Consider the following 24,818-nt stretch of genomic DNA (forward strand, 5'->3'; position numbering starts at 1 on the left):
AATTCGTCGCACCATCCTTTACGTCTAGTTCAAACACAATTCCTTTCTCAGGCAAGAAAAAAGGCGGGGTAGGAGTTCTTTCCGCCTAGCAGCTAACGACTGTTTTTTGTCTAGTGCTCAGCCCTGCACCAAGCCGACAACCAACGTCACGACAGCAACCAGCAGTCCACCCCATTTAATAATTGCCTCATCTTTGTCATATGAGCAAGCAGCAAGGATAGCTGCAAGCTGAATGATAACGATGTTATTGAACATGGTGATCAGAGTAGATGGCATTTATTTTGTAGCGAAGCGAACCTTTTCTGTCTATCTCACGACCAGCTCTTCTGCAGCTTCTTGATCATCCGCCATATCAGTTCACGCGTATTGGGATGGATTCGTTCCATATCGATGGACGTGCAAGCGCTGAGATCAGCCATTCGCAGACATTGATGGACTAAAGATACTTCCCTCATTAAAAGCTGTTTTTTACTGATGTTGAGTGCTGTAATCATGATTGCTACAGTTATGATGATCAAGAAACCGAAGGCTGCTTGATTCTTTCGGAATCTATTAGACATGAAACTTCAATGTTTCAATGAAGTTTTGCGAATGCTAAATCTGGCTGATCTAGAACATTGGCATGGTTTTGCTTTTGAGCTGCTGCATTGTCCCCAGGATGACTGCACAATTTAAGGTTGAATGAAACTGCGGCGGTCATGAAAGTCTGGACCTTGACCTGTGTGGCGAATGGCCCAATAGCTATAATCTGCATCGGCATGTTTGATGACCGCAGCGAGAGAGAACTCTGGGCAGGAAATACCTGGCAACCAGGGCTGTAAATTGAGAAGCACATCACAGCGAAAATCTTTTGCTCCACCATGGATGCTGATGGTTGGGAGGAGTACGCCGAGCTCTGGTTTGAGCCCGTTGCGGTAGTTCTCAAGGGAGTAAAGATTCCAATTACCACTAGGGGCAACATTCAGTTCCCAGTAGTTCTCTTGCCCAGGATGAGCGAGGAATGCCTCGAAGCAAGTGTTTGACCAAAGCTCATCACATCTCTGTGGTGAAACTGCAGTGGCGGGCATTTGAATATCGTTGAGCCCAGCTTCTCCTCGACTTCGAAGCCCATAACTGAGCTCAAGAATCCCTTCTTCATGCCATACAAACTCAGCACTAACTAGTAAGTTTGGTTTCTGCCTTGGTTCATAGGGAACCAGAGTGCATACTTGGCGTGTCATGACAGCATGGCGAGCCATCTTTAGCTTTGGCTCCTCAGGCGCTCTACCAAGCCAACAATAGAGGTCCACTGAGCTTCAATACTTTCCATGAGGCGGAACTGCACCTCCGCGCGATCAAGGTTTTGGTTTGGATGTTTCGTTTTGAAATAGATGTTGCCATTGAGGTGATCAGTAAGGAAGCGCAAACCAAGTTCAAATGGGATCAATTTGATGCACTCGGGGATGTAGTGATAATCCCTTTCACTCAAGAAGCCTCTTGCTACAGACAGGTATCCATCAAGGATTGCTTCACATACTGAGAGATCAAATTGAACTTGGCTGATATCGGTAGCTTCCTCTCCTGCTGGATTACAACAGGAACGAAGGCAATCACCAATGTCATAGTGAACCAGGCCAGGTTTGACGGTATCGAGGTCAATCAACCCCACCGCCTGTCTTGTGAGGTTGTCGATCATGACATTGTTGATCTTCGGATCACCATGAATGGGACGTTTCTTTAATTCACCACGACAAAGTGCGGCTTCTAGTACATCGACGCCAGCGCGACGGGTCTCTATGAAATGCATCGCCGAGCTAAGGCGTGAGTCTCGCTTCAAAGTTGTAACGCTACCACTGCATCCTATGGTTTGGGCGATGTCGAACTGTTGTAAGTAAGCAGGAGTAACGTGAAAATTCTCAAGCGTGTCTGCTAACCCATCGTTGGGGAGATCACTGATAAGGTAATGAAACATGCCAAGTGCATATCCGATCTCTTTAGCGTGTTCATAGTCGCGGAGTACCTCAACAGTTGTAGCGGAGTTGATGTAGGTGATGGAACGCCAGAATTGTCCATCTTGTTCAATCCAATGTTCATCTAAGCCACGGACTGGTAGAACTCTTGGGATCTCCCATCTCCTGTCGGTTAGCTCTGATGGATTTGAAGCTAATTTCCTTTCCACATGTTCAACAAGGTTGAGCATGTTTTTCATCACTAGATCAGGTCGATCAAACACATGGGTGTTGAGACGTTGGAGCACAAAGCGCTGAGGTTCAGTCCCCGTCAAGGCCACTAAAAAAGTATCATTGACGTTGCCAGATCCCAGTACATCGATACTTGATATATTTCCTTGAGCACAAAACTGACCAGCAATACTCATTAGAGTATTGCTGGTCACGAGTGGGGATTTGGCCAAGACTGCTTACTTGTGTCTTTATGAGCAACGATGATGTCTTTTAGAGGCTTTTGCCAGAGATCAGTGTGCGGAAAAGCAGGCGGTGGATCTCCGAAGCTCTCGCCTTGACTTAAAGACTCGATGATTTGCACCAGGCATCACGCTGGATTGAATTCTTTAGGTTAGGGCATGGTTGAGGTTAGGGCATCGTTGCTTCGTGCATCATGCTTGGAATGATTGTTTTGCTTTGAGCTGGAGATGCAAACCTTGTTCAAGATCCAGTGATTGATGCCAACCGTAGTGAATTTATTAAGTTAACAGGCTAAGTTTGAGGGTTGCTATTGATCACAGTGTCTGGCTTTCTGGCAATCAATTTATAAGTAATCTATAGTTAATCGAGCTTTATTATTCCTGTCGGTCAAGGCATGGAGAATCTATGACCGCCTATATTATTGGGTCTTGTTAGGTTGGTTGACTCGCCATATAGACCACCTTTTTGATCTGCATATTGTTGTAGCTCTTTCTCAGTAATAGTTTCTGCAACTTAACATTCTAATCCTTGTCTATAGATATGAATCTTGTCTCGCGTGCAAGCTAAAATCTTTAATATGCCAGCTCCATTCATCAGAAGCAGCCTCTATTTTGAATGTTTCGAAAGAGTTGTTGTTTCTCGCTCAACTAATCTGACAAGGCAAGTCATCTTGACACGCAGCTGGAGACAGCACAATAAGCACTTTGCTTTGCTCTATGGAACTTATGCGACCGAGAACTGTGGTGATCTACAGGACTTGCTAGCGCGCCCTTGTATCTGTAGATCACTTTTGTGCTTTAGAATCAATCCGCTTGAACCAAGCTGAATGCACTGAGGATTTCAGCAAAGATTCTTCAACACAAGACTTAATTAGGCAACCCATTGACGTCGTATACCCTCAGCAGCTGCGGCCGCACGATTACGGACATCTAATTTGCGAAGGATTGAGTTGACATGCCCTCGAGCAGTTGTTTCTGCAATGAACATCTGGTGACCAATCTCGCGGTTGGTGAACCCGTCACACACCAGACGGAGGACAAAGCGTTCCCGAGGCGTTAATGATTTCACTTCGAACACTAAGGGTGGCAGAACCATGCTGCGCAGCTGAACTGCTTTAAATCTGACTAGCTCTGCGGGGAATTATGACCAAGTCTGACTGGCCCCAGCCCAGAAGACCTTTGAGGTCAGTGCTTGACACACTTCTAGGGCCGCTTTGCCAATTTGATCTCCCCTGAGGGGGCTTCAGAAATAGAAGAGTCACGGCAGCATGGGGACCCGGAGTGTGTTGCAGCTTTGCCCCGATTTCTTCACACCGCTGACTGGCAAATCGGTAAGCCCTTTAGGAATATCACAGATCCTCAGAAGCGCTTTCGCCTGCAACAGCAGCGGATCTTGTCTGTTTCACGGATCGCTGCTGTTGCCGAAGAGCACAACGTTGATGCCGTGCTGGTGGCAGGCGATCTGTTCGATTCCAGCACCGTCCCATCAGCTGTGGTGATGGAGGTCTTGGAGGTGATTGGTTCTATGAATCGTCCAGTCCTGGTGATCCCGGGCAATCATGACCATGGTGGAGCTGGAGGTGTTTGGCAGCGCCAGGATGTTCAAAGGCAGTTGAAAGAACGCGCACCCTTGATGCAGTTGCTTCTTAAACCGGAGCCGGTTTTGATTGATCATGCGCTTGTTTTGCCTTGCCCTCTGCTACGTCAGCGCGATAGCGAAGACCCCTCAGCTTGGATCAGTCAGCTGGATTGGCAGGATCTAGCTGAAGATTGTCCTCGAATTGTTCTTGCACATGGAGCTGTGCACGGATTCGAGAGCACTGATTACAACCAAGACAGCGCTGGTCAGTCGGAGCGGATCAACCGCATTGATCTTGACATGATCCAACATGGGCAGGTTGATTACGTCGCTCTTGGCGACTGGCACAATCTCAAACAAGTAGGAGATCGTGCTTGGTATTGCGGAACCCCTGAACCGGATCGCTTTGATCAGGGGGACCAGGACCAGCGTGGGCAGGTTTTAGTGTTTGATATCGATCGAGGGACATGTCCCATCCCGAAGTCTGTATCAACGGCTGGTTTGCACTGGCACAATCTTCGGGTACAGCTCAGAACCACTAGCGATCTTGATCGACTGGAGCGGACTCTCCAGCAGCGCATTGGAAGTCGAGTAGGCCGTGATCTATTGAGGCTTGAAATTAATGGACAACTGAGCCTTCGTGAGTATCAACGCTTTGATGCCTTAATCGAGGTGCTAAGGACGCAATTGCTGCATGTACGCATCAAAGGAACCTGCCATCGACGTCCAGGTCAGGAAGAACTTCGGGCCATGACTGATCGCAGTGAAGATCATTTGATTAGTTCTATTGCCTTACAACTACAGGGAGAACTTGAAAACCTTGAACCTGCCAAATCTCTTACAACTGAACAGCAGAGCGAAGCCGAGCTGATCGAGTTAGCTCTTTGTGAACTCCATCGGCTTTGCAGTGAGTCATCCTTGAATAACTGATCGCCCTATGCGCTTATTGCACTGCCATCTTGAAAATGTTCGCCGTCATCGGCTCTTGGATATCGACTTTTCGCCCGGATTGACGTTGATTTCTGGAGCCAATGAAAGCGGTAAAAGCTCACTTGTGGAGGCGATGCATCGAGTCTTATTTCTCAAGGCCACAGCTAGCGGCTCGCTAGTAGAAGCGTTGCGCTCTAACCTTTTCCCAGGCCACCCTCTCATTGAACTTTCTTTTGAAGCAAAAGGTGCGATCTGGTCGTTGAGCAAACGCTTTAGTGGTCAGAGTGGCAGCGTAAGGCTTGATGGAACCGGGCAAGAAGTTCCACTCAACGGTTCTGCAGCAGAAGAGCTCCTAGCAAAACTTCTCGGAGTTGATGAGATCGTTGGCAGTCGTCAGGCAGCACGAGTTCTTCCGAGTCGATGGGCTCATCTCTGGGTATTACAGGGACTAGCTGGCCAGAATCTTTTAGATCAAGGACCCCAGCATTACGACCTCAATGGGTTGATGCAGCAATTGGAGCAACGGGCAGAAGTGTCTTTGCAATCACCTTTTGATCAAAAGGTGAGTACGGAGTTGGAGGCTCTTGTGGAAGCCACTTTCACGAGTCGAGGGGTTCGTCGTAACTCACTTCTTTGGCAATGTCAGCAACAACGAGAGAGAGCGGAAGATGCTCTTAAAACTGCTGAACTGCAACGGGACAGCTTTGAATCCACCAGTGCAGAGTTGGATCAACTGGAGCATGAGCTTGATTTGCTCACGTCAGACCGCAAACCTGCCCTCAAGAAGCGACGTTTCGAGTTGCAAACGCAACAGGAGCAGACCCGTCAGGACGAAGCTGCTCTGCTCCTTTATCGACAGCAGCTCGAACCTCTTCAACTGCGAAAGAATCAACTGCAAAGCGTCCTTCATGCCAATCATCAAATCCACAATGAATTTCTCCTCTGCCAGAAGAATCTTGAGGAAGGGAGTGAGCAGCAGACTCTGCTTAAGCACAGCCTTAGTGAGACCAAAAAGCAGATTGAGACCACACAGCAAAAGCTTGATGATCTGGATCAACAACGATCGGATTGGGAATTAAGGGGTCTGCACATGAGACGGTTGGAAGAACTCACACAGCTCAGGTTTCAACGCGAATCCCTCCAACGACAGCACAACGAGCAACAACGCTTGCGCAACCAATCCCAAACACTGCAAATTCAACTCGATGCACTGCCTGATCTTGGTGTGGCTAACTTGCAGCGCCTTCGTGATTGTTATGACCAAGTCAAAGGATGTGCTATTCGCATTGAAACGATGGCATCTGAGTTCAATCTAGAACGTGCTGATCAACCTGTACTTGTCGATGGTTTTCCCTTGAAGGAGGGTGAGACGAAACGCCTTATATCAAGCTTCACCGTGAATGTTGGTGATGGAGTTCGCTTTCATATTAATCCTGGGCAAGGTACGGGAATTGAAGAACTAAAACGTGACCATGAGAGTCATCTTCTGAAGTACACGGACACCCTAAAGGCTTGGCAAGTGAAATCTTTGGAGGAAGCCGAACAAAAGATTAATCACAGAAATCAGTTAAGTCAGCAATTGAACCTTATCAACGAACAACTCAATGGATATCAAGATGGACATGATGGAAACATAAGCCTATCTCTACAGAAAAAACAACTTGAAAATCGTCAGCATGAACTTGAAAAAGAGATGGCCTCAGAACCAGAACTTTCAAGGCTAGATGATAGTTTACTCTCTAATGATGGAAGCTTGAATCAACCTCTTGATCTCGAGACCATCCGCGTTGAGCTTAAGCGATGTCGCCAGAATTACAGAACCATTAGTGAGTCAATTAAGGCAATCAAGTTGCAACTTCAGCAGCTGCATCGAGAAGAGTATGAGCAAGACAAGAACTTACAGAAGCTTACACTTTCACTTGAGGTGCTAAGTGCAAAACAAATTGAACTAAAAGAACATAGGAAATCTCTTTTGACTGAACATGGTCCTGAACCAGACATTCAGGAAAAACTACTGAAACTCAATCAATCACTGACTCACTTGGGACAGAAAGTTTCTGATTTGGAACAACAGCTCGGAACCCAAACTCTACAAGCTATCAAGTCAGCTCTTGCAGAGCTTGATGCCCAGGAAAAACGTTTGCAGGAACATTTACAGGTGCTTAGCGGACAACGAGGAGCTCTGCGTGAACGCTGTGAAGGGCTTGGAAGCCTTGAACCTTATGCTGCTCTTGAGGAAGCCCGCGTTAACTTCAATCAGGCCAAGCTGGAGGAGCGTGAACAATTGATGCTTGCTCATGCACAGCAAAGGCTCTTGAAATCATTTCAACATGCTCAAGCCGAACTATCAAATCGATATACGACTCCACTTAGTCAGGCAATTTGTTCTTACTTACAGCCCCTGCTTGGTAACGAAAATGATGGTTGTCAACTTAATTTCGACCCTCATGATGGATTTCGAGAATTAGGCCTTCGACGTGACGGTCAAAACGTACAATTTCGAGATTTAAGTGGCGGTATGAAGGAACAGCTCAATGGGGCTCTTCGTCTTTCGATCGCAGATGCCCTCAAAGGAGGACATGACGACTGTTTGCCAATTCTGTTTGATGATGCTTTTACCAATACTGATCCAGATCGCATCGAGTCAGTGCTCAGGATGATGACCCAGGCGGTAAAGCGTGGCCTTCAGGTGATTGTGCTCAGTTGCGACCCAACACCTTACGAAACAATTGCTGATAAGACTATTGACTTGCCAAGTCCTTAATTGACTCAGACTTATGATCTGATAACTAGATCAGCCAGCTTGCTCATGATTCAAATCAAAGGATATTTGGTTTCCATTCAGCAGATGTTTTGAAATTACTGGTGATCTGCTGGTGAATCCTACTTATAGGCTTGTCTCGATTAAATTCATCGCTCTGAGATAAGCTGGTGTCTTGTCTACTGCCTCCGAATCATTAAGGAATGAATCATCCCGGATTGCACGGCGTCCATTGTCAGCAATCACTGCATTAACGATGAGGTCTATAGCCTCTGGGTTGTCAAGATTCTGAAGAGCTTCGGCATATCTGCGGCTATGGGTTGGCCTGACAGATTCCTGGCAGTAATTAGTGAGTTCACGGCTTTCTGTCATCACAGAATAAGCAACTTCTTTGCTGGACTGATTGCCATAGATAGACATGTATAAAAGATTTACCATCGATGAATCATGCAGGGGAATAGAGTAATTACGAACAATTTGTGGCCAATAACGCAGAGACTTTAAGCCTTCTAAACCCCCCTTTTGTAGGCCACCAGATTCACACCATTCTTCAAATTCTTCCATTTGATGAGGGCAGCGCTCTTCTTCCCTCATCTTTTTACCGAGTACCTGCCCAGCTTGAAAGTTACGCGTAGGCTTGCCACAAACTGGAAGCATCATGCTGCCCCTAACATCTGCAACCATGGCAGTAAGTTGTGCAAAGGTGTGATCTCGTACCTTTTCCATCTCCCCATCTCGAGCCAATGCGGCTTCAATGCGCTGCACTCCGTAACCAAGCTCAGTTAATGAAAATGGTTGTTGATTGTAGAGCCCCTGACGATCATTTCTACACATCGATACTGTGGCAGCTTGATCAAGACACTGATCTAAAAGTAAGGTCAGCAGAGTTGGAAGTACGCCTGGATTGTCATGGTGGTATGTATACCCAAATCCAGCAAATATTGATGCCATGTTTTTTGCCGCTTTGATATATTGCCCTTCAATATTGTGAACACCTGACGATACCTGGATATTTGGTGACAATCGATCCAGCATTCGAGCTCCAAGCATCGCTGTCAGTGCATTGGGATGGCAGAAGTTGGCCGTGAAGCTATCAAACGGATTTCGCAATGCTCCATGGCGGTGAAATCCTGAGAAGAAAGCTAGATTTGGTTGCTTTTCACATAGGACATATGATTCATTATTGATCTGGTTATGAGAGAAGGAACCTGCCAGACAAGCTAGAACAACCTGTTCTCGTTTCATCTCCTCACGTAGTCGGCAAGCTTCCTCAAGGTCTAGCTCTACATGGTTGCTGTTCGCACTGAGCACGACGAGCTCACAGCATTCAATTAGATCAGCCAGTGTGTTTGTGACACGAACTCCAGCTTTTACATGTGTGCCCATCTTTATAACAGATGCAACATGGGCCTCGTCCATTCCATCCAATGAGCCCTCTGGAAAGGCTCCCAGCAATTCCCGTTCTGGACGCGGGGCAAGCAATAAGCTGACACCAGCGGTTTGCATCGCACAGTTGTATGCCAGTGAGGCTGGATAAAGCCCCACGCTGTAGAACCCTACATTGCCATTTTCCAGTGTTTTAATTCTGCTTTGAATCAACTCCGGATTTAGGGACTTGGTGAAAAAACTGTTGTTCATCACTTCTCCTTGCTTCTATGCAGATTTGTTGTTTTCTTCTTTGACCCTACGGATGCAGCTGATCTCAGGAAAATGGAAATTTGCATATCACCATATTAAAACGTTTAATCTCTATGATAAATCGAGCACCTTCCATTCAGATCGGTCTGCTTTTGTGGCCTTTAGTTCAATCAGGATCTGCTCAACAAACAGCTGAACTTTCTCCGCGCACCAATACAGCTGCTCACTAGTCAGCAGCCGCTAGCCACAGTGTTTCCAAGTCAGTGGCTTGGCCCATCCTGCTCAACGTGGGAAGGTGTGTAGACCCGGCCATATCAACCAAGCATGGGCCACATCGACCTCGATCAGCTTTTGGCTGAGATGGTCAGTACTGAAGACCTCTTGATCGTTCAGGATCTTGACGGCGTTTGTATCCCCCTTGTCAAGGATCCTCTGACGAGAGTTTTGGATCCTGCCTACGTGTGGGCAGCCAAAAGGCTTGAGGGGTCTTTCTCTGTACTGACCAATGGAGAGCATGGCGGACATCGTGGAGTCAATTGTGTAGTCGAGAGGGCTTTGGGTGATCCCCAGCTGCCGGCTAAGCAGGGCCTCTACTTACCGGGATTAGCCGCAGGCGGTGTGCAACTGCAGAATTGTTATGGCGAGATCAGTCATCCCGGCATTACTGATGCAGAAATTGCCTTTCTTGCTGCACTGCCTAGCCGAATGCAGACCTTGCTTGAACAGCGTCTTCCTGCATTGCTACCCCAGCTCACCTCTGATGAGATCCAAATCCTCGCAAAGAAGTCAGTTCTTGATACAGAGCTATCGCCCACAATTCTCTTGAATGGCTTGTTTAGCCTGACTCCTGACGATGTCGGTATTCAGCAATCCCTGCAAATTATGCTGCAGGAGTTGATGAATGAATTGATTAATAGTGCAATAAGTGCTGGCTTGCCTAATTCGTTTTTTCTGCATATTGCTCCCAACATGGGCTGTGATGGACAACGGGAGAGGCTTAAGCCTGCTGCCCCTGGCGATGTAGGCACCACTGATATCCAGTTCATGCTCAAAGGTGCTGTCAAGGAAGCCGGACTATTGGTTTTGATTAACAAGCATATCGCTAAACACAAAGGCACAGCTCCTCTCGGCAAAGACTTTGATGTGCGTTCAGCACCTAAAACTCATCAGGGATTGTTGGATCTCTGCCGCAAACATATTCCTGTTGATCAGATGCCACTTTTGATGGGTGTGGGTGATACGGTTACATCCAATCCATCTCCTGATGGAACTGGATGGTTACGTGGCGGAAGCGACCGCGGTTTTCTTACCTTGTTACAGGATTTAGGTGCAACTTATAACCGTACCAATCGAGTGGTTCTTGTCGATAGTAGTGGTGGTGAAGTATACCGACCCAGCTTGTTGGATGAACGTTTACAAGGGATCAGTGACCCTGAGGATCCCTTGCATTTTGATGTGCTGGTTCCTAGCGGCCCCAGCACATACGTGGCTTGGTTTAGGTCACTTGCTGAACGCCGTTCAGCTCGTTGAATGCTGTAATTAGCAATCCTTGGAAGGCTGAAGAGGAGATCATCCCTTCGTGCCTATTGGGCCTCAAGTGTGAGATTAGATATAAGTACTAGAGTTCCTTTGTCTTGATTGATTGTTCTCCCAGATTGAGATTGTTGAACAACAATTCATCCAGTGCCATGTCTTGAAAAATCATTCTAAGTCGTTTGAAAATTCTGCATTGAGTGACTTCATGAGTTGATTGCTTTTAACCATGTCTTTTTAGATAAAGATTCTTTTTAATGTTAATGATTTTTTAAAGTAAACATAGATTGCTCCTTGTGAATACCCCTTCGGAAGTACGGCATTGAGACCTGTCCTACTCCTCGAGTATTTTGTATCGTCTTTGGAGTATAATTGACCGTATTGCCATTTCTTTCTCTCAATCGACAAAGTAAGAGTTGGAACGTAAATGTTGTACAGATTTGAGCTCAAATGTAGCAAACATAGGATGTATTGTGAATGTTTTGTTGTTGTCTCTTTGCTCTTAAGCTAGTGGATGATTGCTTCAATAAAGAGCTTCTGTTGAACGTAAGTAAAGTATTGTACTTCTGTTAAGTCGTCTCGCTAAAGGCTCTGGTCGCTAAGAATCATCAGTTTGTTTCGACATCAGCAGTAATAACTAACTAAGTGGTTTGTTTGCCATTGGCCGCGTCAGGATGATTGCACTCAAATGATTTCAGTGTTGCCTTCTCACGACACATCAGCAACTGCGTTTCGATCTGCGGTTTTTCCGGAGCTGCATCGGGACAACCTACGTACTTTGCAGGTCAACCTTGGTTACCGATGCAACCAGAGCTGTGCCCACTGCCATGTGAATGCAGGGCCGACCCGTCTGGAAATGATGGATCCCCAAACCATGGCCTTGATACCAAAGGTGTTGGATCAATACCAGCTGGAATGTCTTGACCTCACCGGTGGAGCTCCCGAGCTTCACCCAGGATTTAAGGATTTAGTTATTCAGGCCAGCTGTTTGGGTGTGGAGGTTATCGACCGTTGCAACCTAACCATCCTCACTGAGCCAGGCCAGCACGACTTGGCGGCTTTTCTCGCAAAACATCGTGTCACTGTGGTGGCTTCTCTGCCTTGTTACGAGGCGGAGAATGTAGATCAACAACGTGGCAAAGGAGTGTTTGAACGCAGCCTTATTGGATTACGTCAGTTGAATCAACTTGGTTATGGGCAAAACGATGAGCAACTAATTCTCAACTTGATTTTTAACCCCCAGGGTCCTCAGCTGCCTCCTCCTCAAGCTCAACTAGAAGAGGCCTACCGTAAAGAGCTGAAACAACGTTATGGCATCGAATTCACCAGATTATTTACGATAGCGAACATGCCGATTCAACGTTTCGCTACACAGTTGACGATATCCGGCCAGCGGGAGAGTTATCAGCAGCTTCTAGAAGGTGCTCATAATCCCGATAATCTAAAAACGGTCATGTGCCGAAGCTTGATCAGTGTGAATTGGCAGGGCCAACTTTTTGACTGTGATTTTAACCAGCAACTGAGTCTTCACCCTAAGGGGCCTGTTCACCACCTCAGGGACTTGCTGGATGTCGAAGTTCAATGGCCTGGTCAACCAATCACTGTTGGACCTCATTGTTTTGGTTGCACTGCAGGCAATGGATCAAGCTGTGGCGGCGCCCTTCAATCTGAGGGAGAGATCGGTTAATCATTCAAGGCCCTGTGATCAAAGCTGATGATCAGCGCTCGATAGATTTGCTGCCTGAATCTCTTATAAGGGAACCTTACAACGTCTTGATCGCGACAAGTGAAGGTGCAAATAGGAATACTTTCTCGTCAATACGCACATGTTGTCCATCAAGTGCAGTCACAGCTCCAATCACAAAATCAATGGTGCGCCGGGCATGTTCTGGGTCCATCCGACAGATGTTGAGCAAAACGGTGTGCTGCTCACGGACAGCCAAAACGGCGTCAAAGGCCTCTTCAAAAACCAATGGTTTGAACACGACGATCTCGTGCCACCAGTCACCAAACGGTGCGTCCATAGCCTCGACGCTTGTGGAGTTTTGGTGCAGTCGATGGGCCTGATCCAGTTCGCGCTCGCCAAAAGCGAGCGAGGGGATTTTGTGGTGCATCCTTCAACCTGGATGCATCATGGATGGTGGAAATAATGGAGCTCATGGGCCGACTATCCTCAACTACATTAAGTGGATGGCTACTGTTGATTGCTGCAACGACTGGATTGACAGTTGTAATGAGCGAAGTAGGGATCAACGCTGCTGAAACATCAGCTACTGAACCGAAGCAGGCGATGTTTAGAACTCAAGCTGAGGCAGAAGCTGCCGCCCCACAATTTGGTTGTAAGGGGTCCCATCAGATGGGTCAGATGTGGATGGTCTGTGACAAGCACGTCATTCAAATGGAGTCTCAACACAATCCATGAACACTGCTGATAAAACTGGCGATGACAAAGCATCAGCACACTGCGGGAGCAAACCGAAAAAGCTGGCTATTGGGATAGCTCCCTTAGGCACAATTTCGATCGGTATTGTCCCAATGGGAGTGGTTTGCATTGGTGTTGTTCCCATGGGTGTTGTTTCCATTGGCGTTGTGGCCATGGGGGTGATCAATGCTTCTGTCGTTGGGATGGGCTTGCTTTCTGTTGGTGTAAGCACCATGGGAGTGTGGACGGCAGGTCCAATAAGCATGGGCTTGGTGTCTTTGGGTGGGTCGGAGATTGAAAATCCCCATCAGCATCACCGTCCCGTGAGCGGCAAGTCTGCGTCGCAGACGGACCCTCGCTTGATGGCCTACCCCACTCAATTGGAGGCCGAAGCGAAGGCGCGTGAGTTGGGATGCAAAGGCGCTCACCAGATGGGAACCCATTGGATGCCGTGTGATCAGCATTCTCAACACTGATGTTTGTTATCAGCCATCAATGGACATTGGTTGTAGAGGGTCTCTGACAAGACGGACATAGAGCCCTTACATTCAATGTTGACTCGATCAGTTGGAACCCGATCCGCTCAGCAGCAGAGCGTCCAGCTTCCAGTACTGGCTTGCTCTCAAACTCCTCAGTACGACCACAACGCACGCATACCAAATGGTGATGATCAGGATGGTCGTGACTTGCTAATTCAAAGCGATGTCCGCCATCGCTGATTTCCAACTCGTGTAGAAAGCCCATCTCGACAAGCAAGCGCAGCGTGCGGTAGATCGTTGCTAGAGACACCTTCGAGTTTGCTTCTAGAAGTTGCCGATGGACTTCTTCAGCACTGAGGTGAATGCCAGAACCAATACTTTCAAAGAGATCAAGAACGCGGCGTCTTTGAGGCGTTAAACGTCGACCACCCTGATGCAAGCCAACCTCAAGTTGTCCATGGATACGGGCCAGGGACGAAGAAGTAGGCAAGGCCACCTCTGCAATGCATTTCTCAACAGTAACCGCTAATGAGAGTGATTGGCGCAATTGATGGTTTGAGATTCCTACAAGCAAGGCAGCATCTCAAGGTAGATCGCGTTGTTTCTTTAAAGTTGTTTGAACCAAGCCAATAGTTGATCCTTCTGCCTTTGTGGCAAGGCCTGATAGCGCTACTAGGTATTTGTAGCCTCGCCAGCATGCCAGATGACCGCTTCCTCGAGGGGGCGTGCACGTCCATCTTGTAAAAAGCTTGCTTTGCGATTAACCCTCTGCGTCATTGCCAATCCCCACAAAGGGGCTGTTCGCCACTGCGATGAGAGGCTAAGACCTTCTTCAGCCACACCGTCATCGAGGGTAGGCCCCATCTCGTCAAGCAAAAGGTCGGTGTAAGCCCAGATTGTTTGGTCGTTGATGACTTTTGCCACTGACTGTTAATTGTTCCCTTTCCGCTGGCTGGGCACGTGACAGGGAGGACCTTGAAGTTGATCAAAGAGTGCTGATTCCTGTTTGCCTAAAAGGCTGTGAGATTTTTCGTCTGTGGCTTGTGCTGCGAGAGTCTGTGTGTAGTAGCTCACCCCATCAAGGTTTTCCCAACTGATATCGGCAGGGCTGCCATTAGTAGCCATGGTGCTATCCGCCCCTGTTGCCGTTGTCAGTCCCATGTCGTCGAGGTAGGCGTTAGCGCTCTGTTGTTTCACGCTGGCTGCAATCGCCTTCCAGCCAAATCGGCATTCCCCATCGCTATCGATGGTCCAAACGGGTCTGCTAGAGATTCCTTTTATGGAAAAATTAGCTCAGTAGCAAGACTACGCGCATAATTAAATTTTACTGCGGAAAATTGGTAAAATTTAATTAGTTTTTTCTGTCTTTCGAGTTGAATTGTTATGAGCGTAAGTTTAGATAAAACTGTTAATGCTCTTTAGGTAACGATACTTGAGACTGATTATAATCCTGTAAACTTACTCATTGGTTATAGCTTTTTGAAATAGATTGGCCTAGCCTTAATTGAGTGAGTTAAAGCTAGCTCTAGAGGTTTAAATCTTGCTCTGATGGCTAGGAAAATCTTTAATTCTCTTGCAAGTACGGGTTGTCATTGGCTGAACTCCGGCAACAAGGCTTACTGAAAATGTTTTGATCTCAATCTTTACTTTGTTGATCTCATATTTGAAGTAATGACTGTTGCCTGTTTGAAGTCTAGCAACAACAATAACTGGTGAGGTTGATTCAACGATAAGACTCTCGATGATATTTCTTTCTTCTTGAGATGGTGCAAATGGATAACTTATCTCTACTAATAATTGCTCGGAGTCGACAATGTATATTTCCTTATATGCTTTCCCTTCATAGATGTAAGAGCACATGAGCTTGAGTGGAGTTGCCCTTACAGGCGCCATATGCATCAGGGCAACGAAACCAAAGTTTGCAATTACTAAAATGGACGTTTCAATCCAGCGCGCTGAATTTAGGCTTGTACACCTCTTCAAAAAGGACACAAGGCAATTTTGATTAGTCCTAATCATCAGCTCTCTAAGTACGTTTTGATGTTGATGACTGGAAGGCTGATATTGCTTAAGACTAGCACCAGAGACAAAAATCAACCTATTAAAAAAATGTAGCGGATAAGGATATAATGCTGTTCGCACATTATCTCTCATATCACCTACAGATCCGCTTACTCATCTATTAATAATTTAAATATTCTGGCCAGATATTGGCGTGCTTGATCTGTGTTTTTCATAACATATCGTGTACTAATCTGGCTTTAAACTTTTCCAATTCAAGTATTTATGCTGTTATTTTCACCTTTTCACTTGGCCTTGCATGAAACTGATCTATCATTTTCTTGATCCCTCTAGGGTTTGCCTGCAAATGCATTACCTCCCCCAACAAGTCGTTATATTTAACATCATAGAAATACATATAATTCTATGATGTTAAATCACTAAACCGATCTCATTAGATTGATTGAGTAGTCTGCTTGATACATCCGGCACACCCTTATGGGACTTCGATTACTCAGTAGTTCTTGAATATACGCAATACTATTCACGGAACGCATAAACGATCCCTTGGCCAGTGGAGGCCAGGGGATTTTTATTCTTTTGCCGAATTAACCAGTTGAATTTTTATTCATTAGTCATTAGATAAGATTTATTCTGACCAAGCCCTGATAATTTGGAAGGGGCAAATCGTTTGAATTTTGAGGATTGTGGCGTCATCTCACTCAGAGAGTCATTATGGTGTCTTTTTAGTCATTGCTTCATATGGCATACCGTCGCAAAATGACCAACGTCCTTAATGACTTCACTGACTTTGTCAATCGCGGCAATGTCGTTGATCTCGCGGTCGCTGTTGTCGTAGGTGGTGCCTTCTCCAAGGTGGTGGATGCACTTGTTCAGTTGGTCACTACCGCTGTTATGGATCCTGTACTTCGTAAACTTAAGGTAGAGACACTTAGTGCCGTGCCCGGAGGCGCACTTTTGGTCTCAATGATTAATTTTTTGGTCATTGCCTTCGTGGTATTTATTGTGGTGAGGGCTATCGAGCGCTTCAAACGCAAAGAGGAGGCTAAAGCTGCTGCAGCTCCAAACCCCCAGCAGGATTTAGCTGATGCTGTTGAGCGTTTAGCAATTGCGCTCGAATCCCGTAAGCTCTGAGATGATCACAGTATTAACCAACAGCCTTTATCTTGTCAATTTTCTTACTTACTAGTACTTGTCCTGTTCCTACTTATCCACTAGATTCTTAAGAACTCCATGACCAATGATTATCCCAATAATTCAATTGTGAATGTAACTTGCTCATCTACTGATTCTCTTTTGCATAGCCCAATGTTGATGCAATCTAAAGACACAGCCCTTTTGATTATTGATGTGCAAGAGAGATTGATACAGGCTGTGGATGATCAGAAACAGATCGTTTGGAATATCAGGCGTCTGATTGATGCTGCGAATGTTCTTTGTATAGAGATGGCATCAACAGAACAATATCCTCAACGTCTTGGTGATACTATAGAAAAAATTGAGGAAAGGATAGTACACAAGCCTTTCCCAAAAATGTCATTTAGTTGTGTTAGATGTGCCGAAATCCTTCAACAATTTAGAGACTCTGGTATTAGTAAGGTTCTTCTCTGCGGAATAGAAGCTCATGTCTGCGTCCTTCAAACAGCACTAGATCTAATCTCAAATGATTATCAGGTTTTTGTAGCTGTCGATGCAATTGGTAGTCGTAGGAGAATTGACTATGAGTTTGCATTAAGGCGAATGGAGTCAGTTGGTGTGACTTTAACTACTACAGAATCAGTGATGTTTGAGTGGTGTAATCGAGCTGATAGAGTTGAATTTAAAACTATTAGTAACTTAGTCAAGGAGTCCTTATCAGAATGATAATGTCTAGCGCCACTTTATATTCACGAAGTTCAATCAACCCTAGCATTTGCTATTACCACCTTTCTTGACTTAATACGATTTAACTTTGTGTCTGTCGTGTTATAGCTCTCCTTTTAACTTAACATAAGAGTTCTATTTTGTTTAACTGTACTAATTCTCTTTACAGCAATTTGGGATAAATCCAACACACCTTCATTTTCATTGAATTTTCCTGGCATCAAGTTGTGTCCGAATTGGTTTTTAAACGACAATTAATTTGAGATGCTTAATCCGTTAGAATTTATTAATTTGTTTGGTATATTGAATCCTATCTCTCAAGCCAGTACATCCACCTATGGCAATTCTGGTGTATTGCGTGAAGATAGAAAAGTATTTGCTACCTATTATGGCTCTCCAAGCTATTCTTGTTCATTCCACTGCCCAAGGTGGCACTATCCATAAATTTCCTGCGAAGCAAGGAGAGCGTTTCCTAGGTTGTTATCTGGGAACTTGTAAATTCAGCAACAATATAGCTGAAGCAACTGCAGACTTGGCCACCTTAGAGCCTTCAGTGAAAAAGTCAGAGTCTTAATTCGATAGATCTTTTGCTGCTTTTATCTAACTGATTATCGATAGGGCTAGACCAATACGAAACCTTCTAGACGTAATTAAACCTAACTATCAACAGTGATAGTTAGGTTTAATTTAATATTTCTCTTATTCATTTGCGTAAGCCAATACATTTTACATAAGAAATGCTCATTTGGTAATTCAAGTTGTGAGAAGATGCAGTGTTAGCATGCATCATAGTATCCTCCATTGTCTAACCCCTCTTAGATTATCCATGGCATATGCTGATTTATAAGCTTCACCAAGTCAATCCTTACCTATTCACCCGTTGAATATCTCAAAGCATGATGATTTAAATCGAAGACTTGCTTACTAAGATCATTTGCAATCTCTTATAGTGTCCTACTGTTTACTTTGTTATCGCTATTAACACTTTAGTATTTTCGACGTTATTTTTAATATTGACTGGTTGCTAGCGAATAGCGTGTTGACATTATTATGCTGTTTAATTTCCTTGGTAATGAGTTTTCTTGTGTCGATGAGTTTTCTTTACCATAGTTTATACCCTGCGTTTTTAACGTATACGCACTTATCTTTTCCACGTAGTATTGTTTGTCTATATTGTGCATTTTTCTTGGGCAATAGCATGCCGCTATTCTAGTTCTTCTATAGGTTGTAAGTCTCCCTTCATTAGAATTGTAGGCGAAATGTATAGACTAGGGTAATATCTACTGCTTGTTTCCCAGATCATGCTGATGGATCAAACTTTTCCTGTTTTTGCTGGCTCTCGATCAGCAACTCATTTAATCTAGCTACAATCCTTAGATGGATAAGAATTGGTAATGCAGCTACTTTCCAAAAAAAAATTAGCTTTGCGTCTGTTGGTATGTCTTTTTTGTAGCTTACTGATCAGTCTGCTTTTTTCCCCTGCTTTTGCACAGATCTCGTTGGGGTCAACAGCAGCTCCCATCAGTAATCCTATGAACCGACCTGTCTGGGACCTTAATAGACCTTGGCGTTGTGGCCGCCTTTACTGCAGCAGAGTTGTTTTTCCTGTTCGAATTCTTAGCCAGAACAATCGTCTCACTCTCGCTGCGCAAGCTACAAATAACATTACTCCACAGCAGGCATCCCAGAACATTGAACAACGAGCTCAATCTGTTCAGTTAACTGTTAAATTTGTCAAAAATCGTCTTGTTAGGTTTTGGCGAGAGACCCAGTTGTCTGGGAAGGCTTCTACTTACGATCTACAACGAATCTATGATCCACGCTTTTGGTGGTTCTTACATCAGAAACCTTTGCATCCTCTTACTCCTGCAGTGGAGATCGGCACCCAAAATAAAGCCACAGTCATCTATTTGCCAGACAATCCAAAGTATCGTCTTTTTAAACAGACAGTAATTACAGTAACTGCTCCAGATGCTCAGCATGCAGGCATTGAGATCCCTCAGTTGGCGCAAGAGTGGCAGCAGAGAATAAGGGTCAACTTTAGTGATCGTTTGTGGGGCCTGGAATTTTCCTCCTCCTTTCCTGGATTACGTGTTTTACTTTCTGCCGGCTTGTTGTTAACAGGCATTTTAGGTTTGTTTCTTCTCAAGACCATACGAGCTTCATTGCTCTCCATAAATCGTAGTTTATTGCATAAACAGGAATCACTTGCAGAATCTTTTAAAGACGATGTGATGGCTGCTTATTCGGGCAACCTTATGCCCCTTTCCAATAATGACGGACATGTTAATTATATCGATTCACTCGAGCATTCAAAGGATTCATATGGCGTCGATAATGTCAATGAGTCTACAACTCAAGACCCTAATCCAAGCATCAATAATCTTCCTAGATCAGCTACTTATACTAATGCTTTATTGAACCAGACCCAGAACTTCCTAGAACTCGTTCTATTAGTAAGTAATTTTCTGCGAATCGCATTTTTAGTCTTAGTCTTGCTTTCTGCTACAGCTGTTTATCCTTCAATGCGTATATACGCATTTATTGCCCTACAGCAGTCGATTGCGATTCCTTTGATTTGGGTAGGCGTCTTTATTTTGCGGCTTTTGGTTGTCATCATGATTGATTTCAATATCAATAATTGGATAAGGCGGATTAGTAGCAGAGATGCTAGTTCGATGCGCTATACGCTTAGGGCAAGTACATACTCTAAGGTTCTTAAAGGTGGAGCAACCGTAATCACTATCTTTCTAGGTCTCGTTTTTACTTTAACAACAATAGGAGTCGATCGATCTATTTTTACCAGTGCTGGAGTAATCGCTGTGGGTGTGGGCTTTCTTTCTCGAAATGTACTTGAGGATATTCTTAACGGATTTCTTATCTTGGCTGGTGATCGTTTTGCAATAGGTGATGTCGTGACGATCGGAACCTTTGGTGGCTTTGTTGAAGATATGAATTTATTCAACACTCAACTTCGTGGTTCTGATGGTCAACTAACAACTCTGCCTAATAGCCAGATTCGAACCGTAGAGAACCTTACTAAGGATTGGTCTCGAGTTAATTTTGATATCGAGGTATCAGCTCGCGAGAATCTTCGCCATGTGCTCGATGTGGTTCGGCTTGTAGCCAATACCATGAGAGATGACAAGCAATGGAGTGATTATTTTCTTGATGCTCCCGAGATCCTTGGGATTGATCAAGTCCAATCATCAGGTTGTTTAATCCGTGTTTGGATAAAAACTCAACCCTTGGCGCAGTGGAGTGTAGGCCGTGAGTTTAGGTTGCAGATTAAAGAAGCTTTTGACAGGGAGGGAATTACTCTTGGTGCTCCTATTCAAAATGTGTTATTTTTTCGACCAAAATGATTAACTTTACCAAGTCACATAAATTCTACATCAAAGCAATTTTCAGTCAAATATATCTTTTGCATATGCGATAGTTTGAGTCTTCTTGAATGTTTAATTGCTAATTTCCCACTTCCTAGGCTGAGATACTGATTGCTTAAGAGTCTCTCTGTACTGATGAACTCGTGAAGGAACGATTCTTGTGTCTACATCGAGTTGTCGAATCCCAAACTGTTTTATTGATTCAAAAAGCATTCGATTAATAGAGGCTACTTTTTTCTCAGTCAGTGTGCCTTCTGGGACATTGAGTACAAGGTCTAGAACAGCACGGTCTTCTTTTAGATTCACATACATATAGCGGATCTGCATCTTCTGTTTAATTCCTGGTATTTTTATATTTGTTGTTCCTGTCTCTTGTTGATTTGCCCCGATTGTTGAGAGTTCCATCTCAATCTTCTTTGTAAGGAAGAACTTTCTTAAGGATGAACTTAGAGGTACGCAAATAAGAATAATCAGTGCTAGCCATGCTAATAATGCAAGCCATGAGCGCTTGATCGATCCATAGGACTGACTTAGAAAGGTCAGTGAAGCGGCAAAGGTGATGCCTATAAGGTTGGCCAGAAATAGTATGAACGAACCTGTCGCAACCTCATGGTTTAGCCCCCTTATTACCCCTCTAGCAAATCTGGCACTGATCTCTGGATCAAGTGTCAAGCCAATGCCGCTAACGCAAAGTGGAGGCACAAGCGCAACGGCGATTGCGACCCCAGCTATAGAACTAGCAATACGCTTGCGGGTTAGAGAAAATGCACCAGCTATTCCGGCCGCAATAGCCACTAGCAGGTCGATCAGATTTGGTGATGTACGAGCCAGTATTTCTGAGCCTAGGACTCTTACCGGCATGCACGCTGTTATCAATGCTGATGTGATAACAACGACTCCCGTACCTATGATCAAGGTCACTAATGATCGTCGGATCAATAGGCTGCTTGCAATTGATATCCCATACGCCATGCTCAAGATTGGATTCATTAATGGAGCCACGATCATGGCTCCAATTACAACGGCAGTGTTGTTGGCAATGAGTCCAAACGTTGCGATTATTGTTGATGTGATAAGTAAAACAAAGAAGCCAAAGGAAGGCAAAGAGTTAGCAATGCGTTCCTCATCAAGCACTTCAACTGGAACAGGTTGTTCCAAGAAAATAGACCATTGACCTGTTAGTAAATCGAAGGCGCGATGCAATGGATTCTTGCTCATTTTGCAATCAACTCGAACCTGGCTTATAAGACTATGTTATCCCTATTCAAATTTCATCTTCCAGAAACTTTTCACAATATTTGACCTATTTACTTATTTTTTTTTTTTTTGCCTATCCTTCCCCATCCTTCTTTTTCGCATAATAGACCTTGAGTTTGTTTTCGGTTCAGAGCTTGTTATTTCGAACGACTCTTTCTTTTTCTCTAATGAATGATTATCACTTTCCCCCCTTTCATTGCTTTTGTTTTGAAGACAGATTATTTAATGTTTGAATTGATCGACTAAATTCACTTTTACCTATCTCTCTATATTGGTGACAATCTACCCTTTCAGCCTGTTCATACAGGCATCAACATCTCCAGTTACATAGTCCCTATGACAATGTCCTCGAATGTCTCAGGTCCAATCTGTACTTAGCTATTGACCAGTCTTTGCAGTAAGTGAGTTCCTTTTTCATTCTTTTAGCTAGCGTTTATCAGCCCACCATCTCTTTTCGTATGGGTCTTGGTAGCTTGTCTTGACTGCTCGATACGTTTACTCATGATTCATGTCTCGCGGCTTGTTGATCTGGTTGCCCAAGTGGGTCATCAACCCGCTGAAAACCTGTCGAGGGCCATCCAGATGTCTGTTGCGCCAGTTTTCTTGCTTGCAGGTATTGGAGGTTTGCTGGTAGTTCTCAATAGCCGATTGGTTCGCATTATTGATCGTTCTCGTGAGCTTCAAGCTTTGACCCAGAGCCGGGATACACCTGTCTCATCAGAGCGTGAGAGCAAAACAGAGTTACAAGCATTGAAGAGGCGCATGGCGTTGGTGATGAAAGCGATTGAACTTCTCACCGTCACGATTCTATTGGTGGCACTGGTTGTAGCTGTTGTCTTTATCAGTGTGGTCACTCAACTTGATCTTGCCTTACTTGTGGTGCCTTTGTTCGTTATGGCGATGGTATGCCTAATGGCAGCGGCCCTTCTCTTTCAACGCGAGGTGCAGTTGGCCACTGCTCAGGTTAGACGATGGTTTTAAGCCTGTTCTTAATTAAGGTTTCACCGAAAGCTTTGTTTTGTTGGCAGTTGATTTGTTGCTGAGATTGATTCTGGTTGGGCGCAGCTCAAGCCTTGGACCAACGCTTGGTTGCAATGAACTGGGCAGTCGTTGTTCTTGTAAGACTTGCAGGCCATCGAGTTCAATAGTGGTCTCTATAAGTTCGCCCTGTTGGCTGAAAAGGTCGAGCAAGGTGACGGTCTGCTGTGGGGGCATTCTGTCGTTGAGTCTTTGACGGGGTCCACTACCCATGGCACCGAGACTAAGCAGATTGGCGGAACCCACACGGCTCGGATACCAGGCGTGATGGTGGCCACTAATGTATAAATGTACATTTTTGCGCAGAAGTAGTTGCTGCAGACGTTTTGGTTCGTGTAGCACTTCGCCTGCACGATTGCGTCCCTTTGCAATCGCATAAGGCGGCAGATGGCCCATCATCAAGCGCAACTTTGCCTGGCGAGCTTCTGATCCGTCTAGCTGGCTCTTGGCCCAGGCCCAGTCATCTGCTGAGACGTTGGCTGAAGAGGCATCAACAACTAGCACGAAGATTTCTCCATGACGAATGCTGTATCGGAAAGGGAATTGATGGGCATCAACAAATGTAAGACCAAGTGAGCCTTGGCGAGCACTCCAGAACTTCTGAGCATGCAGTCGATCGAGTTCAAACACATATCCCGAATGTCCGCGGCTGTTTGATGCGTCATGGTTGCCCATGGTTGGAGCGAAAGACTCTTCTACAGTTCTTAGGGGCTGCAGTATCTGCTCATCAAAGGCAGACCACATGGCATCGAGCTGGTTTGCAGTGAGCCCGAGCTTCTGACCTGCAACCATATCGCCTGCGCAAAGGACAAGATCGGGTTGCAGTTTGATTAAAAGCTCTAGGCCACGATGAACTTGAGACACGTAGCTGGTTGAGCCGTAACTTGAGTTGAGGTCGCTGATCAGTGCGATTCGCTGATCTCCCCTTGGCAGGTCAGACAAGAGAGACTGTGACGGAGCACTGATCAGGTTTGCGGCAAGGTCCCTATGAAGAAACAAGCTCGCCACTCCTGCTCCGCTAATGCCTAGGAAGTCTCGGCGGTTAAGGGACATAGCGTTGAGGATCAGTCCGTTGTTTAGTCATTCTGGCTTGATATCGCCAACTTGTAGTTGCCGATCATCCTTCGCTTCTCTCTCTAGTTAGCCCTTTTGCTCCAACTTGCCCCGGTGTCGAGCACGATCAGCAGTTAGTGTGGAGGTGTAGGCTATTTCTCTACCGATAAATATGATATTACCATAAATTTCTTTGCTCGACTTAGAGGTGAATTTGTTGTTATCGAAACTCTTGTTGGTGACAAATTTTCACTTCTGCCCCAATCATGCTAATGGATTACTCGTATTTGCATAGCGACTTGCTTCGCTATTTATCGTTCTGTTGGAGTCTGCTTTGGGGGGCTTTCTTATCAATAAAGTATTTTTGGCAACTGTTTAGTGAACGATAATGACTATTGCCAGGATTGTAGAGTGTCTGGCAATTTAGAATTTTTATTTTGTTTTATTCGTGCAGAT

The 24,818-nt window shown here is 45.1% G+C and carries 22 protein-coding genes; 10 read left to right on the top strand and 12 right to left on the bottom strand.

The features are described 5' to 3' along the window. Positions 1 to 117: 117 nt before the first annotated feature. From SIB74_RS04400 to SIB74_RS04415, 4 genes are all read right to left on the bottom strand, one after another. The gene (locus SIB74_RS04400; protein ID WP_196757138.1) at positions 118 to 255 is read right to left on the bottom strand and encodes a hypothetical protein; all 138 of its coding nucleotides are present in this window, start codon (positions 253 to 255) and stop codon (positions 118 to 120) included. 416 nt (positions 256 to 671) lie between these two features. Further along, positions 672 to 1,220: a DOMON-like domain-containing protein gene (locus SIB74_RS04405; protein ID WP_413681784.1), complete on the bottom strand. Its 549-nt coding sequence runs from the start codon at positions 1,218 to 1,220 to the stop codon at positions 672 to 674. Positions 1,221 to 1,240: 20 nt separating this feature from the next. Beyond that, the gene (locus tag SIB74_RS04410; RefSeq protein ID WP_063395175.1) at positions 1,241 to 2,356 is read right to left on the bottom strand and encodes a phosphotransferase enzyme family protein; all 1,116 of its coding nucleotides are present in this window, start codon (positions 2,354 to 2,356) and stop codon (positions 1,241 to 1,243) included. 916 nt (positions 2,357 to 3,272) lie between these two features. After that, positions 3,273 to 3,497 carry a helix-turn-helix domain-containing protein gene (locus SIB74_RS04415; RefSeq protein WP_063395174.1) on the bottom strand — a complete coding sequence of 75 codons (225 nt, stop codon included), beginning with the start codon at positions 3,495 to 3,497 and terminating at the stop codon, positions 3,273 to 3,275. 198 nt (positions 3,498 to 3,695) lie between these two features. Between SIB74_RS04415 and SIB74_RS04420 the strand changes: the two genes are divergently transcribed. After that, positions 3,696 to 4,910, top strand: coding sequence for a metallophosphoesterase family protein (locus SIB74_RS04420; RefSeq protein ID WP_063395205.1), 1,215 nt, complete (start codon positions 3,696 to 3,698; stop codon positions 4,908 to 4,910). A 7-nt stretch (positions 4,911 to 4,917) separates the two neighbouring features. After that, the gene (locus SIB74_RS04425) at positions 4,918 to 7,674 is read left to right on the top strand and encodes an AAA family ATPase (protein WP_063395173.1); all 2,757 of its coding nucleotides are present in this window, start codon (positions 4,918 to 4,920) and stop codon (positions 7,672 to 7,674) included. Positions 7,675 to 7,797: 123 nt separating this feature from the next. Here the strand turns inward: SIB74_RS04425 and SIB74_RS04430 are convergent, their stop codons facing one another. Further along, positions 7,798 to 9,309 carry a hypothetical protein gene (locus tag SIB74_RS04430; RefSeq protein ID WP_063395172.1) on the bottom strand — a complete coding sequence of 504 codons (1,512 nt, stop codon included), beginning with the start codon at positions 9,307 to 9,309 and terminating at the stop codon, positions 7,798 to 7,800. A 324-nt stretch (positions 9,310 to 9,633) separates the two neighbouring features. Here SIB74_RS04430 and stpA point away from each other — a divergent pair, with 324 nt between their 5' ends. Both stpA and arsS read left to right on the top strand, forming a co-directional pair. Then, positions 9,634 to 10,839, top strand: a complete 1,206-nt coding sequence (gene stpA, locus SIB74_RS04435; protein WP_063395171.1) for a glucosylglycerol 3-phosphatase — start codon at positions 9,634 to 9,636, stop codon at positions 10,837 to 10,839. 691 nt (positions 10,840 to 11,530) lie between these two features. Beyond that, positions 11,531 to 12,529 (top strand): arsenosugar biosynthesis radical SAM (seleno)protein ArsS, encoded by a 999-nt coding sequence (arsS, locus tag SIB74_RS04440; protein WP_063395170.1) that lies wholly within the window; start codon positions 11,531 to 11,533, stop codon positions 12,527 to 12,529. Positions 12,530 to 12,605: 76 nt separating this feature from the next. On the opposite strand, the gene SIB74_RS04445 is transcribed toward arsS, so the two are convergent. Continuing rightward, the gene (locus tag SIB74_RS04445) at positions 12,606 to 12,956 is read right to left on the bottom strand and encodes a cell division protein SepF (RefSeq protein ID WP_082818436.1); all 351 of its coding nucleotides are present in this window, start codon (positions 12,954 to 12,956) and stop codon (positions 12,606 to 12,608) included. Positions 12,957 to 13,000: 44 nt separating this feature from the next. Here SIB74_RS04445 and SIB74_RS04450 point away from each other — a divergent pair, with 44 nt between their 5' ends. Both SIB74_RS04450 and SIB74_RS04455 read left to right on the top strand, forming a co-directional pair. Then, positions 13,001 to 13,264 (top strand): hypothetical protein, encoded by a 264-nt coding sequence (locus tag SIB74_RS04450; protein ID WP_369818004.1) that lies wholly within the window; start codon positions 13,001 to 13,003, stop codon positions 13,262 to 13,264. After that, positions 13,261 to 13,740, top strand: coding sequence for a hypothetical protein (locus SIB74_RS04455; protein ID WP_063395169.1), 480 nt, complete (start codon positions 13,261 to 13,263; stop codon positions 13,738 to 13,740). Before SIB74_RS04450 ends, SIB74_RS04455 begins: the two co-directional genes overlap by 4 nt. A 16-nt stretch (positions 13,741 to 13,756) precedes the next feature. Here the strand turns inward: SIB74_RS04455 and SIB74_RS04460 are convergent, their stop codons facing one another. The 4 genes from SIB74_RS04460 to SIB74_RS04475 form a co-directional block, all read right to left on the bottom strand. Then, positions 13,757 to 14,233: a Fur family transcriptional regulator gene (locus SIB74_RS04460; RefSeq protein ID WP_063395202.1), complete on the bottom strand. Its 477-nt coding sequence runs from the start codon at positions 14,231 to 14,233 to the stop codon at positions 13,757 to 13,759. 182 nt (positions 14,234 to 14,415) lie between these two features. Continuing rightward, a complete protein-coding gene (locus tag SIB74_RS04465; RefSeq protein ID WP_063395168.1) occupies positions 14,416 to 14,667 on the bottom strand; it encodes a di-heme oxidoredictase family protein in 252 nt (83 codons plus the stop codon). Between the two features lie 6 nt (positions 14,668 to 14,673). Further along, positions 14,674 to 14,940 carry a hypothetical protein gene (locus tag SIB74_RS04470; protein WP_074159107.1) on the bottom strand — a complete coding sequence of 89 codons (267 nt, stop codon included), beginning with the start codon at positions 14,938 to 14,940 and terminating at the stop codon, positions 14,674 to 14,676. Positions 14,941 to 15,276: 336 nt separating this feature from the next. Continuing rightward, the gene (locus SIB74_RS04475) at positions 15,277 to 15,840 is read right to left on the bottom strand and encodes a hypothetical protein (RefSeq protein WP_413681785.1); all 564 of its coding nucleotides are present in this window, start codon (positions 15,838 to 15,840) and stop codon (positions 15,277 to 15,279) included. Positions 15,841 to 16,506: 666 nt separating this feature from the next. Here SIB74_RS04475 and mscL point away from each other — a divergent pair. The 3 genes from mscL (at position 16,507) to SIB74_RS04490 (ending at position 20,993) form a co-directional block, all read left to right on the top strand. Then, the gene (gene mscL, locus SIB74_RS04480; protein ID WP_063395165.1) at positions 16,507 to 16,899 is read left to right on the top strand and encodes a large conductance mechanosensitive channel protein MscL; all 393 of its coding nucleotides are present in this window, start codon (positions 16,507 to 16,509) and stop codon (positions 16,897 to 16,899) included. A gap of 99 nt (positions 16,900 to 16,998) precedes the next feature. Further along, positions 16,999 to 17,628, top strand: coding sequence for a hydrolase (locus SIB74_RS04485; protein ID WP_082818435.1), 630 nt, complete (start codon positions 16,999 to 17,001; stop codon positions 17,626 to 17,628). A 1,394-nt stretch (positions 17,629 to 19,022) separates the two neighbouring features. After that, entirely contained in the window at positions 19,023 to 20,993 is a 1,971-nt protein-coding gene (locus tag SIB74_RS04490; protein ID WP_063395163.1) for a mechanosensitive ion channel family protein, read from the top strand. Between the two features lie 93 nt (positions 20,994 to 21,086). Here SIB74_RS04490 and SIB74_RS04495 read toward each other — a convergent pair whose 3' ends face one another. Continuing rightward, entirely contained in the window at positions 21,087 to 22,232 is a 1,146-nt protein-coding gene (locus tag SIB74_RS04495) for a TIGR00341 family protein (RefSeq protein WP_063395162.1), read from the bottom strand. A gap of 621 nt (positions 22,233 to 22,853) precedes the next feature. Here SIB74_RS04495 and SIB74_RS04500 point away from each other — a divergent pair. After that, positions 22,854 to 23,252 (top strand): DUF2721 domain-containing protein, encoded by a 399-nt coding sequence (locus SIB74_RS04500; RefSeq protein ID WP_036912524.1) that lies wholly within the window; start codon positions 22,854 to 22,856, stop codon positions 23,250 to 23,252. A 12-nt stretch (positions 23,253 to 23,264) separates the two neighbouring features. Here the strand turns inward: SIB74_RS04500 and SIB74_RS04505 are convergent, their stop codons facing one another. Further along, positions 23,265 to 24,362 (bottom strand): metallophosphoesterase family protein, encoded by a 1,098-nt coding sequence (locus SIB74_RS04505; protein WP_063395161.1) that lies wholly within the window; start codon positions 24,360 to 24,362, stop codon positions 23,265 to 23,267. Positions 24,363 to 24,818 lie beyond the last annotated feature (456 nt).

It is taken from the genome of Prochlorococcus sp. MIT 1306 (genome assembly GCF_047304515.1).
In the GTDB taxonomy this organism is placed as follows: Bacteria; Cyanobacteriota; Cyanobacteriia; order PCC-6307; family Cyanobiaceae; genus Prochlorococcus; species Prochlorococcus marinus_D.

Bases quoted from the DNA above. Each gene is read 5' to 3' on its own strand.
- SIB74_RS04405 (WP_413681784.1), bottom strand. From the start codon at position 1,220: ATGACACGCCAAGTATGCACTCTGGTTCCCTATGAACCAAGGCAGAAA.
- SIB74_RS04415 (WP_063395174.1), bottom strand. From the start codon at position 3,497: ATGGTTCTGCCACCCTTAGTGTTCGAAGTGAAATCATTAACGCCTCGG.
- SIB74_RS04450 (WP_369818004.1), top strand. From the start codon at position 13,001: ATGGGCCGACTATCCTCAACTACATTAAGTGGATGGCTACTGTTGATT.
- SIB74_RS04500 (WP_036912524.1), top strand. From the start codon at position 22,854: ATGTCTGTTGCGCCAGTTTTCTTGCTTGCAGGTATTGGAGGTTTGCTG.
- SIB74_RS04505 (WP_063395161.1), bottom strand. From the start codon at position 24,362: ATGTCCCTTAACCGCCGAGACTTCCTAGGCATTAGCGGAGCAGGAGTG.
- arsS (WP_063395170.1), top strand. From the start codon at position 11,531: ATGATTTCAGTGTTGCCTTCTCACGACACATCAGCAACTGCGTTTCGA.
- SIB74_RS04445 (WP_082818436.1), bottom strand. From the start codon at position 12,956: ATGCACCACAAAATCCCCTCGCTCGCTTTTGGCGAGCGCGAACTGGAT.
- SIB74_RS04495 (WP_063395162.1), bottom strand. From the start codon at position 22,232: ATGAGCAAGAATCCATTGCATCGCGCCTTCGATTTACTAACAGGTCAA.
- SIB74_RS04490 (WP_063395163.1), top strand. From the start codon at position 19,023: ATGCAGCTACTTTCCAAAAAAAAATTAGCTTTGCGTCTGTTGGTATGT.
- mscL (WP_063395165.1), top strand. From the start codon at position 16,507: ATGGCATACCGTCGCAAAATGACCAACGTCCTTAATGACTTCACTGAC.
- SIB74_RS04410 (WP_063395175.1), bottom strand. From the start codon at position 2,356: ATGAGTATTGCTGGTCAGTTTTGTGCTCAAGGAAATATATCAAGTATC.
- SIB74_RS04430 (WP_063395172.1), bottom strand. From the start codon at position 9,309: ATGAACAACAGTTTTTTCACCAAGTCCCTAAATCCGGAGTTGATTCAA.
- SIB74_RS04485 (WP_082818435.1), top strand. From the start codon at position 16,999: ATGACCAATGATTATCCCAATAATTCAATTGTGAATGTAACTTGCTCA.
- SIB74_RS04455 (WP_063395169.1), top strand. From the start codon at position 13,261: ATGAACACTGCTGATAAAACTGGCGATGACAAAGCATCAGCACACTGC.
- SIB74_RS04425 (WP_063395173.1), top strand. From the start codon at position 4,918: ATGCGCTTATTGCACTGCCATCTTGAAAATGTTCGCCGTCATCGGCTC.
- stpA (WP_063395171.1), top strand. From the start codon at position 9,634: ATGGGCCACATCGACCTCGATCAGCTTTTGGCTGAGATGGTCAGTACT.
- SIB74_RS04400 (WP_196757138.1), bottom strand. From the start codon at position 255: ATGTTCAATAACATCGTTATCATTCAGCTTGCAGCTATCCTTGCTGCT.